This is a genomic window from Caballeronia sp. INML2 (assembly GCF_023631365.1).
GTDB lineage: Bacteria > Pseudomonadota > Gammaproteobacteria > Burkholderiales > Burkholderiaceae > Caballeronia > Caballeronia turbans.
Map to the genome: position 1 here is coordinate 1 of NZ_JALQDH010000006.1, position 15,349 is coordinate 15,349.

Sequence of the window (15,349 nt, forward strand, 5' to 3'; positions counted from 1 at the left end):
TTTTTTTTTTTTTTTTTTTTGTTTTGGTCTCGGGTTTTGTGCCATTCGGATATCGCCGCGATATTTATTTTGCCCCGCCAAATTTGTATGTTTTTATATGGGGCCGCCCCGCGCGGCCGCCGAACGCCGGCCTCGCGGGCGCTGCGCAGCCGCGTCAGGCGCGGCGGAACAGGCGGATGATGAAAAGCAGCACCACCGCGCCGATCACGGCCGTAAGCAGTGTGCCGAGGATGCCGCCGCCGAACGAGAGGCCGAGCGTGCCGAAGATCCATCCGCCGATCACGCCGCCGACGATACCGACGAGGATGTCCACGATCACGCCGAAGCCGCTGCCGTTCATGATGAGACCGGCGAGCCAGCCGGCCACGCCGCCGATGATCAGACTGAGGATGATGCCGTGTTGCATGATTTGCATGGGGTGAGGCTCCTGTCGAATTGAGAGTTGCGGGACGCAGGCAAAACCTGCATCCGGGCGCGGGCAATGTATCGGAAATGACCGTGGCGGGGGTCCGTCAACCGTCAAAGATTGTCAAGGCGGCCAGCCCGCGATGTGCCGTACGGCAGACGACGCGTGGGTGCGGCGGTTTACGTCAAAAATTTAGAATGCCAAAGGATTTGTCGACTGTTTAACGAGGTGTGTCGTTTAGGTCACTGAGGCGAATTTGTTTCTGTAATGTTTTATGCTGGCGGAATCGTGTTTTTTCAGAATTTGAGATTTGTGTGGGGCGAGCGGGTGCGCGCGGTGTCCGGAGTATTGATCGCGCTGGCATTCATCGCGTTGGCGTCCGGCTGTGGCATTCTCCGATGCGGTGGAACGGCGGTGTACGGCGTAGCGATAAGCGTCTGCGCGTAATCAAAACGCCGCGGACGAACGCGGCCGGCGAGTTGAAAAAGTTCAAGACGACAAGCATGGGAAAGCTGGTGGGGCACAAGGAAGATTTCAGATCCGACTCGCGCGGGGCGATCGCGGGCATGGCGCTCGTGGCGGCGATGGCGGCAGGACTGGCGGGCTGCACGTCGACGCCGCGCACGCCCGCGCCGATCATCGAAAATTCGGCGTTGAGCGCGCCGCCGGTCGTGCAAGGCACGTCTCCGGGCGTGACGCCCGCACCGGTCGTGCCGCTCGGGCCGGCCATTGCCGCGCCGGTCGAGCCGGGCTTTTATCGCGTGAAGCCGGGCGACACGCTCTATGCCATTTCGCGCACCTTCAAGCAGAAGCCCGCCGATCTGGCCAGGTGGAACGCGCTGCCGGAAAGCAAGCAGGTGAACGTCGGGCAGGTGCTGCGTGTCGCGCCGCCTGGCGCATCGGTGCCGGATTCGACGACGGCGAGCACATCGGCGGCTACATCGAAGACGGCGCAGCCTCCGCTTTTGCCGACGCCCGAGAAATCGGCGGCGCAGAAGCCCTCGGCCGACAAGCCCGTCGCAGCGAACGAGGAGCGTCCATCGGCAGTCACCGCGACCGCGCCCAAGGGCACGTTCGTCTGGCCGGCCCACGGCGAAGTCGTGCGCAAGTTCGGCGTGAGCGGCAACAAGGGCATCGATATCGAGGGCAAGGTCGGACAGCCCGTGAAGGCGGCGGCGTCGGGCAAGGTGGTGTACGCGGGCAGCGGCTTGCGTTCCTACGGGCGCATGATCATCGTCAGGCATGGCAACGACTATCTGACCGCCTACGCATACAACGAAAAGCTGCTCGTGAAGGAAGGCGACACCGTCAAGCAGGGCGCCACCATCGCGGACATGGGCACCGGGCCGGGCGGCGCGCCGACCTTGCATTTCGAAGTGAGAAAGTCGGGTGCCGCAGTCGACCCGGTGCCGCTGCTCAGCGCGGCGGGCGGCTGATGCGGTGCGTGCAGGAAGGGGAAGGAAGGTGAAAAAGATCGTGATCGCCGCGCTGGCCGCGGCTTCGTTGACATCGCTGCTTACCGGATGCGATCAACAGCAGAGCGAGGAAGGGTTGAACAAGCTCAAGGCGTTCTTCAATGCAGTGAAGCCGGATAACCTGCTGCTCAAGAACCTGCAGCCCGGCGTCACGACCGAGGCGCAGATCCGCGAACAAATGGGCGAGCCGGAGACCGAGCGCACCTTTACCGACGGAAGCAAGCGTCTCGAGTATCCGCGCGGTCCGGCGGGAACCAATACGTACATGGTCGATCTCGATGCGAACGGCCTCTTCGTCTCCGTGACGCAAGTGCTGACCGCGGAAAATTTCGCGAAGGTGCGGCCCGGCATGACGATAGATGAAGTGCGCAGATTGCTCGGCAAGCCGACCGAGATCGCCGAGTACCGCCTGAAGAAGGAGCGCGTCTGGAGCTGGCACTGGCTGGAAGACGGCGTGAATCAGGACGCGATGTTCAACGCGCATTTCGGGCCTGACGGCATCGTCGTGACGACCTCGCGCTCCGAAGCGATTCGCGGTGGTCAGCGCTGACGCCCGAGCATGAGATCGATAAGCGATTCCGCTATCTGCGAGACGCGCCTTCGCCTGCTGGAGGAGGCGTCGCGTTATCGCGATCAGATGCGGCACGACGCCGACGAGCAGGCGATCGCTCGCTGGGAGTGCGACCGCGGCCATCGTTGGGACAAGGCGCTGGGCGTCGCGCAGAACGTGCGCTGCATGAAATGCGCGGCCGAACGGCTCGAACTGGAAACGAAGCGCCTGCGCGACGTGGCGCAGGTGCGCGGCGGCGCGTTGCTCTCGCGCCGCTATGTGGATGCCGCGACGCCGCTGCGCTGGCAATGCGCCCATGGCCACGTGTGGGACGCGCTTCCTGAGAAGGTGTCGCGCCACTGGTGTGTCGATTGCGCGCGGACCTTGCTGACCGCCTTTCCCTGATCCTTCGTCAAGCGCCGTTCAGAGCCGTCACCAGTTCGTCCGTCGTCAGCAGTGCGTGCGCGTAGGTGCGCGCGTTGATTTCATGCGCGGCGTGCAGCGCTTCATCGGAGAAAGCGGCGGTCGCGTCGCGCACGAGCGTTACGTGATAGCCGAGTTCGGCGGCGAAGCGTCCCGTCGCCTCGATGCATGTGTTCGCGACGAGCCCGATCAGAATTACGTGCGATACGCCGCGCTGTTTCAGCAGGAAATCGAGGTCGGTGTTGGCGAAGCCGCTGCTCATCCAGTGCTCCTTGACGATCGTGTCGCCAGGATGCGGCGCGAAGTCGGGAAACCACTCGCCACCCCACGTCCCTTTGCCGAACACGAGCGATTTCGCCGCCGTCTGCAGATACGGCGACGGATGCGCCCACCTATCGACGTCGCCCGGCTCGAAGCGGCGATGCGGCACGATGAACACCGGTAGCCCGAGCGCGCGCACGGCCGAGGTCACGCGCTTCAGGTTTTCATGCAGATGCGCCGCATTGCGCGTCTGCGCGACGCGCGGCCAGAGCTTGCCACCTTCGGCGAGAAAGTCGTTGTAGGGGTCCACGAACAGCAGAGCCGTGCGGTCCTTCGGATAGGCGCTCATCGTCTGTCTCCGCTCGCAACAATGAAAAGCGCGTGAACGCGCGCCGTCTCATGTTACGCGCGGGTCGTGGCAGGCATCCGAAATCGTGCGACGCCCCGGCCACAGCAAAAGAAAAGCCGGCGGCTGCCGGCTTTTGAGCTTCTTTGTCGGGGCGCTGGCCTTCTTCGCCTGCGACTCGCCGCGTCGTTGGCAAAAACTCGCGCTTTGGTTTTTTTGTCGCGCTTTGCTTTCACCCGCCACCCGGTTGAGTGCCGCCCATCCTGTTCGTCGGTCTCTCGGCGCGTTTTACTACTTCCCCCCGTGCGCTGGAATAAGTATTGCGAAAGGCCATTCCTAAGAATGTACGCTCGCAAACACATCCGCAATTGATAAGCCCATTGAGGGAAAGCACTGAGCCCGGCTCGATGTTCAGCCGGCTGACGAGACCGCGTGTGCGCGCCCGATGCCCGAGCGCATGTTCGCCGCGACGAGCGATTGCGTGACCATGCGCGCTTCGGCTTGCGCAATGTGCTCGAGCGTCGCGTCCTCCAGTTGCGCCGAGAACACGGCGAGCGCCGTGCACAGACGCGCGTGTTCGCCGGCGTCGAGCGTCCAGACGGCGTTGGCCGAATGACGCGCATCCAGTTCGACCAGCGCCTCGTGCGCGAGCGTGATGTCGTCTTCGAATTCCGGCGCGTGGCCGAGCTGACACAACTCCTCGGCAACGAGCATGTGACGGCACAGCGTCATGAAAAGCGGCTGCGAGCCGTGCCCCCGATGAAACGCGTCGAGCGCCGCATAGCAATGCAGCAGCATCGCGTCGATCATCGGTTCGCGCGCCGCGCGGCTGTATGTCAACGCGCGCAGCAGCGGCGACATCGCGGGACGGGCGGATTTCATGTTCGTCGATTTCTTCTTCACGGCAGTACTCCCGAAAGAGGTGTTCGCGGGCCGGGGCGGTCTGTCGCGCCGGGACGCTGTATCGCTGGATGCGCTGGACGTGGGAAGCATCATCGCACCGGAAAATTAGCTGTTTCTTAAGGCGCGCGCCGCTTGCTCAGGCGGGCGTCAGCGTTTCGCCGGACACGTGCACTTTCTGGCCGACCGCCACGCCCGGCGCCGCTTCGTAGGTGAAGCTGCGCACGCTGCCGTCGTTCATGCGGACCTGCACCTGATAAGTCGTCGCCTTGTGAACCACGTGTTCGATCTGGTTGCCCGCGAGCCCGCCGCCGATCGCGCCGATGATCGTCGCCGCCGTGCGTCCCCGGCCGTTGCCGATCTGCGTGCCCGCGAGCCCGCCGACCACAGCGCCGCCAATCGCGCCGATGCCGGTCGTCGGCTGCGCGGTCTGGACGGCGCTGACGGCGGTCACTTCGCCGGCATAGGGATCGTAGGCGGGCGCGGGGTTCGGCGCGTAAGCCGCGCTTTCCTGAGCCGGCGCGGGCTTGCGCACAGGCGTCGGATGATGTCCGCGCACCGCGCGCGGCAGCGATGCGGGTTGCCGAGCCGCCGCCGGCGACGCCTGCTCGGCGGCTGCGGGCCGGGCGGTCTGGGCATCGACGAGCGGCGAAGCCGTGACCGTCGTGGCAGTCGCTTTGGACGACGGCAGAAGGCCCGTCATCGCGGCGACGCCGGTGCCGCACGCGAGGATGATCGACACGGCGGCTGCCGCGACGAGCGGATGAATGCGGGACGGCTTCGTTTGAATCTCGGGAACGGCGTTCATGGCAGCGACTCCTGTAGATGCCTGCCAGCTATAACGCCGTGCGACGCAGACGGTGCACGCGATTGCTGTGACATTTGTAAGCAAACGTCGCATCGCGGACGGTTTTACGTCGGCCTAGGGCGAATACATATGTTGCATAAATATTGTTAATGGCAACATATGTATCATTCCACACGAGAAAACGAGGTCGTCATGAAATCCACGTCGCTGCTTGCATCGTCTGTCGTGCTCTCCGCGCTATCGCTCTTTACGGGGCCGAGCTACGGCCAGAACGGACAGCCGACGCTCGCCAAGATCCAGAGCGTCAACCTGATCGCGATCGGCCATCGTGAAACGTCGGTGCCGTTCTCGTATGTCGATGCGAACAACGATGTCGTCGGGTTTTCGCAGGACTTGTGCAACAAGGTGATCGACGCGGTGAAGGCGAAGACGAAGCATCCGGATTTGCGCGTGCGCTTCATTCCGGTGACGTCGCAGAACCGTATCTCGCTCGTGCAGAACGGCACGGTCGATCTCGAATGCGGCGTGACGACCAATCTCACGTCGCGGCAGAATCAGGTCGCGTTTTCCGACACCTTCTTCATCGCGACGACGCGCCTGCTCACGAAGAAGGATTCGGGCATCAAGGATTTTCCCGATCTCGCGGGCAAGACCGTCGTGACGAATCAGGGCACGACGTCCGAGCGCATTCTTCGCAAGATGAACGAAGAGAAGAAGATGAACATGAGCATCATCAGCGCGAAGGATTACGGCGAAGGGCGCGCGACGCTCGAAACGGGCCGCGCGGTCGCCTACATGATGGACGACGTGCTGCTCGCGGGCACGCGCTCGCTGACCTCGAAGCCTTCGGACTGGGTGCTCGTCGGCACGCCGCAGTCGTCGGAGGCGTACGGCTTCATGATGCGCAAGGACGATCCCGAATTCAAAAAGCTCGTCGATGACGCAATGAGCCAGGTGATGAAGGGCCCCGAGATCAGGACGATGTACGACAAGTGGTTCATGAAGCCCGTCCCGCCGAAGAACATCAACTTCGATTTTCCGATGAGCGAGACGATGCAGAAGCTCTACGCGCAGCCGAACGACAAGGCGTTCGAATGACGATGTGACCGGCGCGGCTTACTCGGCGAAGGGCAGGTCGGTCTGCCCTTCGGCGCGCATGCCGAAGGCGTTGAGCGTCATCGCGACGAGCGCGTAATAGCCCAGCAAGCCGACGAGATTCACCACGACCGTATGACCGAAGCGCGCGACGGCGGCCTCGTACGTCGCATCGCTCACGCGCTTCGTTTCGTAAAGTTCGGTGGCGAAATCGAAGATGAGTTCGTCGTCGGCGTCGGCGAAAGTTGGTGTCTCACCGGTGCGCAGGGCTTCGGCGATATCGGCGGGCAGGCCGGCATCGAGCGCGATTGGATGATGAATGTGCCATTCCGCCTGCGAGCGCCAGCGCGCCGCGGTCACCAGAATCGCGAGTTCCGAAAGACGCAGCGGCAGGCCCGTCTTGTAGCGGCAGAACGCGCCGAGTTTCTGCGCGTTCTGCGCGAGTTCGGGACTGAAGATCCAGCCGAGAAACGGGCCGTTGAGATTGCCGCGCGGGCCGCTCAGGATGTCGTGCAAGACGGCTTTCTGCTCGTCGGATGCGGTCGCGGGCTGGAAGTCGGGAAGTCGTTTGCTCATGTTTGTTCTCATGCGATAGCGCAAAGCGCACCGTCGATGGCGTCGGAAAGACGCTCGACAATCGTCTCGATCTGTTCGCTCGTCGTGATGAACGGCGGCGCGATAAGCACGTGATCGCCGATCCGGCCATCGACGGTACCGCCCATCGGATAGACCATGAGGCCGCGCTTCATCGCCTCGCTCTTGATGACGGCGTGCAGTTTGTGTTTCGGGTCGAACGGCGTCTTGCTTGCGCGATCCTGCACCAGTTCCACGCCGGTAAAGAGACCGCGCCCGCGCACATCGCCGATGAACGGGTGATTCGCCTGCCGTTCGCGCAGCAGTGCGCGCAGTTGTTCGCCGCGCGCCATCACGTTGTCGAGCAGCTTGTCTTCGGCGATGACCTTCTGCACCTCGAGCGCCGCCGCGCACGCCGTCGCGTGACCGATATACGTATGCCCGTGCTGGAAGAAGCCCGAGCCGCCGACGATCGTGTCAAAGATCTCGTTGCTGACGAGTGTCGCGCCGATCGGCTGATAACCCGCGCCGAGACCCTTCGCGATCGCGAGAATATCGGGCGACACGCCGTCTTCCTCGCACGCGAACAGATAGCCGGTGCGGCCCATGCCGGACATCACTTCGTCCAGGATCAGCAGCACACCGTATTTGTCACAGACCGCGCGGATCTTGCGGAAGTACTCACGCACCGGCGGCACCGCGCCCGCCGTCGCACCGACGACCGTTTCCGCGACGAACGCCGCCACCGATTCCGCGCCGAGTTCGAGGATCTTCGCTTCGAGCTCGTCGGCCAGGCGTTGCGCAAAGGCTTCATCGCTTTCGCCCGCCTGCTGCTCGCGATACGCGAAGCAGGGTGTGACGTGATGCGCCTCGATCAGGATCGGCAGGAACGGCTCGCGCCGCCACGCGTTGCCGCCGATGGCCAGCGCGCCGAGCGTGTTGCCGTGATAGCTCTGCCGGCGCGCGATGAAATGCCGCCGTTGCGGCTGCCGTTTCTCGACGAAATACTGGCGCGCGAGTTTGAGCGCGGCTTCCATCGCTTCCGAACCGCCGGAGACGAAATAGACGTGACCGAGATGCTTTGGCGCGGCTTCGACGAGCCGGTCCGCGAGCGCTTCGGCCGGCTCCGTCGTGAAGAACGACGTGTGCGCGTAGGGCAATTGCTGCACCTGGCGCTGGATGGCGTCGATCACGCGCGGATGGCTGTGACCGAGACACGAGACGGCCGCGCCGCCGCATGCGTCGATATAGCGCTTGCCGGTCGAATCGACGATCTCGATGCCGTCGCCGCGCACGGCGACGGGAAGTTTGGCGCGCGGCGCGCGATGAAATACCGTGGTCATGGTTTCTGCCTGTTGAGTGCGTTCACAACACGCGATGTGTCATTCTAACCAAATAACAACATATGTTGTCAATGACGCACTCAGCCCACGATGATGCCGTCGTTCGGCTAGCTCGCCGCGTAGGCGCCTTGCGAGTGCAGCGCGGCTTCGGCCTGCTCCAGATTCGCGACGGCGTCCTTGCCTTCGAGGGCGAGCAGTTGCGCGACGAGCATTTCCGCCAGCGCCGATGCCGCGACGAGCGACGGAAAAAATGATGGCGATTCGTGCGAGAAGATCAGCGTGTGATCCGCATTCAACGCGATGGGCGATACGGCACTGTCCGTGAGCGCAATGAGTTTCGCGCCGCGCTCGATTGCCGCTTGCGCGACGCGCACCGCTTCGACGGAATACGGCGCGAAGCTGACGACGACCACCGCATGCCGTTTCTCGATGCCGCGCAACTGCATTTCGAGCGTGCCGGCTTCGCCGCTGACGAGGCTCACGGACGGGCGGAACAGGCGATATCCATAGAGCAGGCTGAACGCGACGGGATAGCACGACCGAAAGCCCGCGACGTGGACATGCGGCGCTTTCTTCAAAGTCTTCGCTGCATCGACGACGCGCTCGGCGTTTTGCGCGAGCGTGAGATCGAGGTTGTGCGATTGCGCTTCTGCGAGATCGCGGCTCAGGTGATTGTCGGCGCCGCTTTTGACCAGCGAGCGGGCGCGCGTCGTCAGCGGTTCGGGACGCGTACGTACGCGGCTCACGAAGATTTCGCGCAGCTCGTTCCAGCCGGGAAAGCCGAGTTGTTGCGAAAGACGGACCATCGCGGCGGGCTGCACCTTCGCGCGTTCGGCGACCTTGCGCATCGAGAGGACGGCGACCTCATCGGGATAGTCGAGAAGGAATGCGGCGCCGGCCTGGAATTGCGGGCTCAGATCGGGGAAACGGTCGCGGATGGTCGCGGCGAGTTGGTCGAAGGTGGGCACGTTCTGAATGCTTGAGGAAGCGGATGCGCTATTTAAGCATGAGCGCGTTGCGGAACGGGCGCGTGAGGAGAAAAGCAAAAAGCCGCTGTCCTTTTGAGACAGCGGCTTTTTCTTGAAGCTGGTGGCGAATCAGGGACTCGAACCCCGGACCTGCGGATTATGATTCCGTCGCTCTAACCGACTGAGCTAATTCGCCGAAAGAAGACGAGATTATGGCGAGCGTCGTACAGACTGTCAAGCCCTTCCACGCAAATTCTTAAGAACCGTATGGAAGGGCAGGTGAAGCCACAATCAATCCTCGTGATAGACATTCGACTTGCGCGTGTCCTTCACGAACAGCATGCCGATCACGAAGGTCGCAAGCGCGATCACGATCGGATACCACAGGCCCGAGTAGATGTCGCCACGGGCCGCGACGATCGCGAAGGCCGTCGCCGGCAGGAAGCCGCCGAACCAGCCATTGCCGATGTGATACGGCAGCGACATCGACGTATAGCGGATCCGCGCCGGGAACATCTCGACCAGCATCGCCGCGATCGGTCCATACACCATCGTCACGAAGATCACGAGGATCGTCAGAACCACGATCGCCATCGGCCAGTTGATCAGCGCCGGATCGGCCTTCGCCGGATAGCCCGCGCTCTTCAGCGTGCCCGCCAGCGTCTTGTCGAAGGCCGCGCCTTGCGCCTTGGCATCGGCGGCTTTGCCGTCGTACGTGTTCACCACCGTCTCGCCGACCTTGATCTGCGCGAGCGTGCCCGCGGGCGCCGCCACGTTCTCATAGTTCAAGCCCGCCTTGGACAGCGCGCTCTTCGCAATGTCGCACGACGTCGTGAACTTCGACGTGCCGACCGGGTTGAACTGGAACGAGCACTCGTCCGGATTGGCGATGACGACGATCGGCGATTTCTGCGTCGCGGCTTCGAGCGTCGGGTTCGTATAGTGCGCGAGCGCCTTGAAGAGCGGGAAGAAGCTCAATGCGGCGATCAGACAGCCGGCCATGATGATCGGCTTGCGCCCGATGCGGTCCGAGAGCGAACCGAAGAACACGAAGAACGGCGTGCCGATCAGGAGCGCAATCGCGACCATGATGTTCGCGCTGGTGCCATCGACCTTGAGCGTCTGCGTAAGGAAGAAGAGCGAATAGAACTGGCCCGTGTACCACACGACCGCCTGGCCCGCCGTCAGACCGAAGAGCGCGAGCAACACGATCTTCAGGTTTTTCCACTCGCCGAACGCTTCCGTGAGCGGCGCCTTCGAGGTCTTGCCTTCCGCCTTGATGCGCTCGAACACGGGCGACTCGTGCAGCTTCATCCGAATCCACACGGACACGGCGAGCAGCAGGATCGACACGAGGAACGGAATGCGCCAGCCCCACGCGCCGAACTGCTCTTCGCCCATGATCGTGCGCACCGCGAGAATCACGATCAGCGAGATGAAGAGGCCGAGCGTCGCCGTCGTCTGGATCCACGCCGTCCACGCGCCGCGCTTGTTCGATGGCGCGTGCTCCGCAACATACGTCGCCGCGCCGCCGTACTCGCCGCCGAGCGCGAGACCTTGCAACAGCCGCATCGCGATGAAGATGACCGGCGCCGCGATGCCGATCGTCGCGTATCCCGGCAGGAAGCCGATCAGAAACGTCGACAGACCCATGATCACAATGGTCACGAGGAACGTGTACTTGCGCCCGACCATGTCGCCGAGACGGCCGAACACGATCGCGCCGAAGGGACGCACCGCGAAGCCCGCGGCGAAGCCCAGCAAAGTAAAGATGAAGCCGGCCGTCGGATTGACGCCAGAGAAGAAAGTCTTGCTGATATAGACGGCGAGCGAGCCCGCCAGATAGAAGTCATACCATTCGAACACCGTGCCGAGCGATGAGGCGAAGATGACTTTCTTCTCCTCCGCCGTCATCGGTGCGTGTGACACGCGCCCCTCAACCGTAGCCATGTATCGTCTCCTGATTTGATTTTCGAATACATCGGTCCGCGATTAGGCGGCTCCGGTGCAACGATTATTGGAACGAAAACTTACGGCGTTCTGACGCGGTGGATGACGCGCCACACAAAGACTGAACGAGTATCTGTACGCCATTGTCGGGCATGTTATTCGAACGGTCGTTTAATTTCTTCTAACTTCGTTCTTCTCACGTGCGCAGAACGGCTATGCGACGCTTGCGCTCAGGGTTTGTCCCGGGCAGGAAAAACCCGCGGAAGAGTGACCCTTACAAGCGTTCCGGCGAGCCTCGGGCTTTCCTGATAGACGTGATCCTCGATGGCGAGCGTGCCGCCATGCATCGTCGCGATCTCCTTGACGATCGCAAGGCCGAGTCCGCTGCCGTCGCCCTCGCGCCCGAGTATCCGATAGAAGCGCTCGACCACGCGCTCGCGCTCCGCTACCGGAATGCCGAGGCCCGTGTCTTCCACTTCGAGATGAACGAGATCGAGATCGTGGTCGTCGATCCGCACGCGCACGGTGATGCGCCCGTCCGCCGGTGTGTAGCGGATCGCGTTGTCGATCAGGTTCGACAGCATCTCCCGCAACATCACGACGTTGCCTTCCACTTCGACCGGAAACGGCGGCTCCTCATAACCGAGGTCCATGCGCTTGGCGAGCGCGGCTTGCACCCAGTCGCGCACGGCGAGCCGCGCGAGGTCCGTCAGCACGACGGGGGTGAATATCTGCCCCGTCGCGCGATTCTCGGCGCGTGCGAGCGCGAGCAGTTGCGTCACGAGGCGCGCCGCGTGCTCGGAGCTCATGGCAATCTGTTCGAGCGAGCGCTGCACTTCCGTCGACACGTCCTGGCGCATCGCCAGTTCCGCCTGCATGCGCAGGCCCGCGAGCGGCGTCTTCATCTGGTGCGCGGCATCGGCGATGAAGCGCTTCTGGAACTCCATGTTCTGCTCGAGGCGCGTGAGCAGATCGTTGAACGACGCGACGAGCGGCGCGATCTCCGGCGGCGCGCTGCCCGCCTGAAGCGGCGAGAGATCGTCGGGGCGGCGTGCGCGGATGTTCGACTGCAACGCATGCAGCGGCGCGAGCCCGCGCGACAGTCCGAACCATACGAGGATGATGGCGAGCGGCAGGATCACGAACTGCGGCAGGATCACGCCCTTGATGATGTCGTTGGCGAGCTGGCTGCGCTTGTCGAGCGTTTCGGCCACCTGCACGAGCACCGGCTGCGCGCTGTCAGGATCGCGTCCGGGCGCGAGTCCGGGCAGATAGACGGTCGTATAGGCGACGCGAATGTCGTTGCCGCGCAGCACGTCGTCGCGAAACTCGACGATGCCCGGCTGCGGACGATCGTCGTCATGCGGCAAGGGCATGTCGCGGTCGCCGCCGACCAGCTCGCCGCGCGTGCCGAGCACCTGGAAAAACACGCTGTCGACGTTATCGGCGCGCAGGAAATCGCGCGTCGCATCGGGCAGGCGCAATTCGGCGACGCCATTGACCGGCTGAATCTGGCGCGCGAGCACGTAGGCGTCGGCTTCGAGCGCGCGGTCGAACGGCCCGTTCGCGATCGATTTTGCGACGAGATACGTCACCGCGATGCTCATCGGCCAGAGCAGCAGAAGCGGCGCGAGCATCCAGTCGAGAATTTCACCGAAGAGCGAGCGCGGATGCGTCTCGTTGTCGGGCTCGAGTTCGTCGGGCGGCGCGAAGGGATTGGCGTAGCGCGCGTCGCGCAGGGCGTCGGAATCGTCGGCGTTCGCCTGTGCCTGGCTTTTCGACTCGGGCGGTTCGGTGGAAACGGGCGACGCCATGCACTCTACTTATAGTGATGGCCGGTGGCGACGCCCGACGGTTGCGGGCCCGCGCCGTTCGCGCCGTGTGTGCCGCTGGTACCGCTCGTACCGCTTGTGCCGCTCGTGCCGCTTGCGCCAGGTGTCGCCGCGCCCGCTTTCTCGAGCGTGTAACCCAGGCCGCGTACCGTAATGATCTTCGCGCCGCTCGGCTCGATCTTTTTTCTAAGCCGATGCACATAGACCTCGATCGCGTTATTGCTGACTTCCTCGCCCCACTCGCACAGATGATTGACGAGCTGTTCCTTCGACACGAGCCGGCCGGTTCTTTGCAATAACACTTCGAGCACACCGAGCTCGCGCGCGGACAGATCGATGACCTGATCGCCGATCGTCGCAATTCGTCCGACCTGATCGAAAGAAAGCGAGCCGTGCTTCACGACCGTCGGGCCGCCGCCCGCGCCGCGCCGTGTGAGCGCGCGCACGCGCGCTTCGAGCTCGTTCAGCGCGAAAGGCTTGGCCATATAGTCGTCCGCGCCGAGATCGAGGCCCTTGACGCGTTCATCGACGCTGTCGGCGGCGGTCAGAATCAGCACGGGCATCTGCGAGTTGCGCGCGCGCAGGCGGCGCAGGACTTCGAGACCGGGCATGAGCGGCAGGCCCAGATCGAGTATCAGCAGGTCGAACGTCTGCAAGGAAAGAGCGGTGTCCGCCTCGACGCCATGCTTCACATGGTCGACGGCGTATCCCGATTGGCGGAGTGATCGGACGAGGCCGTCCGCGAGTATGCTGTCGTCTTCGGCAATGAGGATTCGCATCGTCGTGTGCGCCTTTTTTACGCCGTGCATGCGCGATGAAGCGCATCGGCATTGCCGGCACCGTGTGTCGCCCGGCGCGGCGGTCTCCAGGTGTTTCATAGTCTTTGCGCGTCTCGCGCGGCGTGGAAAAAAGTTGCGTCACGCCGATCTGTGCTTGCAAAAACTACTGTTTTTTTATACAGTGTCTGCGTGAGTGGAAGCGCGGTTTCGTATGCTCGATCGAGCAGCGGAAAAGCCCGTGAACACTGCCTCAGACGCCGTTCATCATAGCAAAGGACGATTCATGGAAGAAAGCAAGAAAGGCCCGGCTGGAATGACTGCGGAAAAGAGCAAAGCCCTGGCCGCCGCGCTCTCGCAGATCGAAAAGCAATTCGGCAAAGGGTCGATCATGCGGCTCGGCGCAGGTGAGGCGGTCGAAGACATTCAGGTGGTCTCCACCGGTTCGCTCGGACTGGACATCGCGCTCGGCGTCGGCGGTCTGCCGCGCGGCCGTGTCGTGGAAATCTACGGCCCGGAGTCCTCGGGTAAAACGACGCTCACGCTGCAGGTGATCGCGGAGATGCAGAAGCTCGGCGGCACGGCGGCGTTCATCGACGCGGAACACGCGCTGGACGTGCAATACGCGCAAAAGCTCGGCGTGAACGCGCAGGATCTGCTGATCTCGCAGCCGGACACGGGCGAGCAGGCGCTGGAAATCGCGGATGCGCTGGTGCGCTCCGGCTCCATCGACATGATCGTCATCGACTCGGTCGCGGCACTCGTGCCGAAGGCGGAAATCGAAGGCGAAATGGGCGATTCGCTTCCGGGTCTGCAAGCGCGTCTGATGTCGCAGGCGCTGCGCAAACTCACCGGTACGATCAAGCGCACGAACTGCCTCGTGATCTTCATCAACCAGATTCGCATGAAGATCGGCGTGATGTTCGGCAACCCGGAAACCACTACGGGCGGTAACGCGCTCAAGTTCTATTCGTCGGTGCGTCTGGATATCCGCCGTATCGGCTCGATCAAAAAGAACGACGAAGTCATCGGTAACGAGACGCGCGTGAAGGTCGTGAAGAACAAGGTGTCGCCGCCGTTCCGCGAAGCCATTTTCGACATCCTGTACGGCGAAGGCATTTCGCGTCAGGGCGAAATCATCGATCTCGGCGTGCAGGCGAAGCTGGTCGACAAGGCTGGCGCCTGGTACAGCTACAACGGCGATCGCATCGGTCAGGGCAAGGACAACGCGCGTGAATTCCTGCGCGAGAATCCGGACATCGCACGCGAGATCGAGAACAAGATCCGCGAATCGCTGGGTGTGGCCGCGTTGGGCGAGGCTGTTGTCGCAGGCGCCGCAACGGCCGACGACGAGTAAGCATCGGGCCTGAAGGGCGATGCAGAAGCGTCGGTTCGGAGCGAAGGCTGACACGGCGGATGACGGAACCGATAACGGTTCCGAATCCGCCGATCGCTACGAACGAAGCAGCGAGCGACGGGGTGCATCGTCGAAGTCCAGCGGCTTCAAACGCAGTAACAAGCAGCGGGGGGGGGGGGGGGGGGGGGGGGGGGGGGGGGGGGGGGGGGGGGGGGGGGGGGGGGGGGGGGGGGGGGGGGGGGGGGGGGGGGGGGGGGGGGGGGGGGGGGGGGGGGGGGGGGGGGGG

General features: G+C 63.3%; 16 protein-coding genes, 1 tRNA gene and 1 pseudogene. 7 read left to right on the forward strand and 11 right to left on the reverse strand.

Going from position 1 to position 15,349, the window contains the following annotated elements; translation table 11 throughout:
* Window positions 1–154: 154 nt before the first annotated feature.
* On the reverse strand, window positions 155–406 hold the full coding sequence (locus NCT32_RS02260) for a GlsB/YeaQ/YmgE family stress response membrane protein (protein WP_061117878.1): 252 nt from the start codon (window positions 404–406) through the stop codon (window positions 155–157).
* Window positions 407–909: 503 nt separating this feature from the next.
* Between NCT32_RS02260 and NCT32_RS02265 the strand changes: the two genes are divergently transcribed.
* Genes NCT32_RS02265 through NCT32_RS02275 form a run of 3 tightly spaced genes read left to right on the forward strand, consistent with a single transcriptional unit; the run spans window position 910 to window position 2,836 of the window.
* Window positions 910–1,842, forward strand: a complete 933-nt coding sequence (locus NCT32_RS02265) for a peptidoglycan DD-metalloendopeptidase family protein (protein WP_061117877.1) — start codon at window positions 910–912, stop codon at window positions 1,840–1,842.
* A gap of 28 nt (window positions 1,843–1,870) precedes the next feature.
* Window positions 1,871–2,431 carry a hypothetical protein gene (locus tag NCT32_RS02270; RefSeq protein ID WP_061117725.1) on the forward strand — a complete coding sequence of 187 codons (561 nt, stop codon included), beginning with the start codon at window positions 1,871–1,873 and terminating at the stop codon, window positions 2,429–2,431.
* Between the two features lie 9 nt (window positions 2,432–2,440).
* Window positions 2,441–2,836, forward strand: coding sequence for a hypothetical protein (locus tag NCT32_RS02275; protein WP_061117724.1), 396 nt, complete (start codon window positions 2,441–2,443; stop codon window positions 2,834–2,836).
* A gap of 7 nt (window positions 2,837–2,843) precedes the next feature.
* Here NCT32_RS02275 and NCT32_RS02280 read toward each other — a convergent pair whose 3' ends face one another.
* On the reverse strand, window positions 2,844–3,464 hold the full coding sequence (locus tag NCT32_RS02280; RefSeq protein ID WP_061117723.1) for an isochorismatase family cysteine hydrolase: 621 nt from the start codon (window positions 3,462–3,464) through the stop codon (window positions 2,844–2,846).
* Between the two features lie 408 nt (window positions 3,465–3,872).
* Window positions 3,873–4,364, reverse strand: a complete 492-nt coding sequence (locus tag NCT32_RS02285) for a hypothetical protein (RefSeq protein ID WP_086960942.1) — start codon at window positions 4,362–4,364, stop codon at window positions 3,873–3,875.
* Here NCT32_RS02285 and NCT32_RS37220 point away from each other — a divergent pair.
* Window positions 4,342–4,473, forward strand: coding sequence for a hypothetical protein (locus tag NCT32_RS37220; protein ID WP_284502111.1), 132 nt, complete (start codon window positions 4,342–4,344; stop codon window positions 4,471–4,473). The genes NCT32_RS02285 and NCT32_RS37220 overlap by 23 nt on opposite strands.
* Window positions 4,474–4,500: 27 nt before the next feature.
* On the opposite strand, the gene NCT32_RS02290 is transcribed toward NCT32_RS37220, so the two are convergent.
* Complete coding sequence (locus NCT32_RS02290) at window positions 4,501–5,169, reverse strand: glycine zipper 2TM domain-containing protein (protein ID WP_061117721.1); 669 nt, start codon at window positions 5,167–5,169, stop codon at window positions 4,501–4,503.
* A 192-nt stretch (window positions 5,170–5,361) separates the two neighbouring features.
* On the opposite strand from NCT32_RS02290, the gene NCT32_RS02295 reads away from it, so the two are divergent.
* Window positions 5,362–6,267, forward strand: a complete 906-nt coding sequence (locus NCT32_RS02295; protein ID WP_061117720.1) for a glutamate/aspartate ABC transporter substrate-binding protein — start codon at window positions 5,362–5,364, stop codon at window positions 6,265–6,267.
* Window positions 6,268–6,285: 18 nt separating this feature from the next.
* Here NCT32_RS02295 and NCT32_RS02300 read toward each other — a convergent pair whose 3' ends face one another.
* The 7 genes from NCT32_RS02300 to NCT32_RS02330 form a co-directional block, all read right to left on the reverse strand.
* Entirely contained in the window at window positions 6,286–6,840 is a 555-nt protein-coding gene (locus tag NCT32_RS02300) for a carboxymuconolactone decarboxylase family protein (protein ID WP_061117719.1), read from the reverse strand.
* 8 nt (window positions 6,841–6,848) lie between these two features.
* Window positions 6,849–8,180 (reverse strand): aspartate aminotransferase family protein, encoded by a 1,332-nt coding sequence (locus tag NCT32_RS02305; RefSeq protein WP_061117718.1) that lies wholly within the window; start codon window positions 8,178–8,180, stop codon window positions 6,849–6,851.
* Between the two features lie 107 nt (window positions 8,181–8,287).
* Entirely contained in the window at window positions 8,288–9,148 is an 861-nt protein-coding gene (locus NCT32_RS02310) for a MurR/RpiR family transcriptional regulator (protein WP_061117717.1), read from the reverse strand.
* Window positions 9,149–9,267: 119 nt separating this feature from the next.
* Window positions 9,268–9,344, reverse strand: a tRNA-Met gene (locus tag NCT32_RS02315).
* A gap of 95 nt (window positions 9,345–9,439) precedes the next feature.
* On the reverse strand, window positions 9,440–11,098 hold the full coding sequence (locus tag NCT32_RS02320) for an MFS transporter (protein WP_061117716.1): 1,659 nt from the start codon (window positions 11,096–11,098) through the stop codon (window positions 9,440–9,442).
* A 230-nt stretch (window positions 11,099–11,328) separates the two neighbouring features.
* A complete protein-coding gene (locus NCT32_RS02325) occupies window positions 11,329–12,912 on the reverse strand; it encodes a sensor histidine kinase (RefSeq protein WP_061117715.1) in 1,584 nt (527 codons plus the stop codon).
* A gap of 5 nt (window positions 12,913–12,917) precedes the next feature.
* Entirely contained in the window at window positions 12,918–13,709 is a 792-nt protein-coding gene (locus NCT32_RS02330; RefSeq protein ID WP_086960958.1) for a response regulator transcription factor, read from the reverse strand.
* 283 nt (window positions 13,710–13,992) lie between these two features.
* Here NCT32_RS02330 and recA point away from each other — a divergent pair, with 283 nt between their 5' ends.
* Window positions 13,993–15,063 (forward strand): recombinase RecA, encoded by a 1,071-nt coding sequence (gene recA / locus NCT32_RS02335; RefSeq protein ID WP_061117714.1) that lies wholly within the window; start codon window positions 13,993–13,995, stop codon window positions 15,061–15,063.
* A 19-nt stretch (window positions 15,064–15,082) separates the two neighbouring features.
* A pseudogene (locus NCT32_RS02340) lies at window positions 15,083–15,349 on the forward strand (hypothetical protein); the annotation flags it as partial.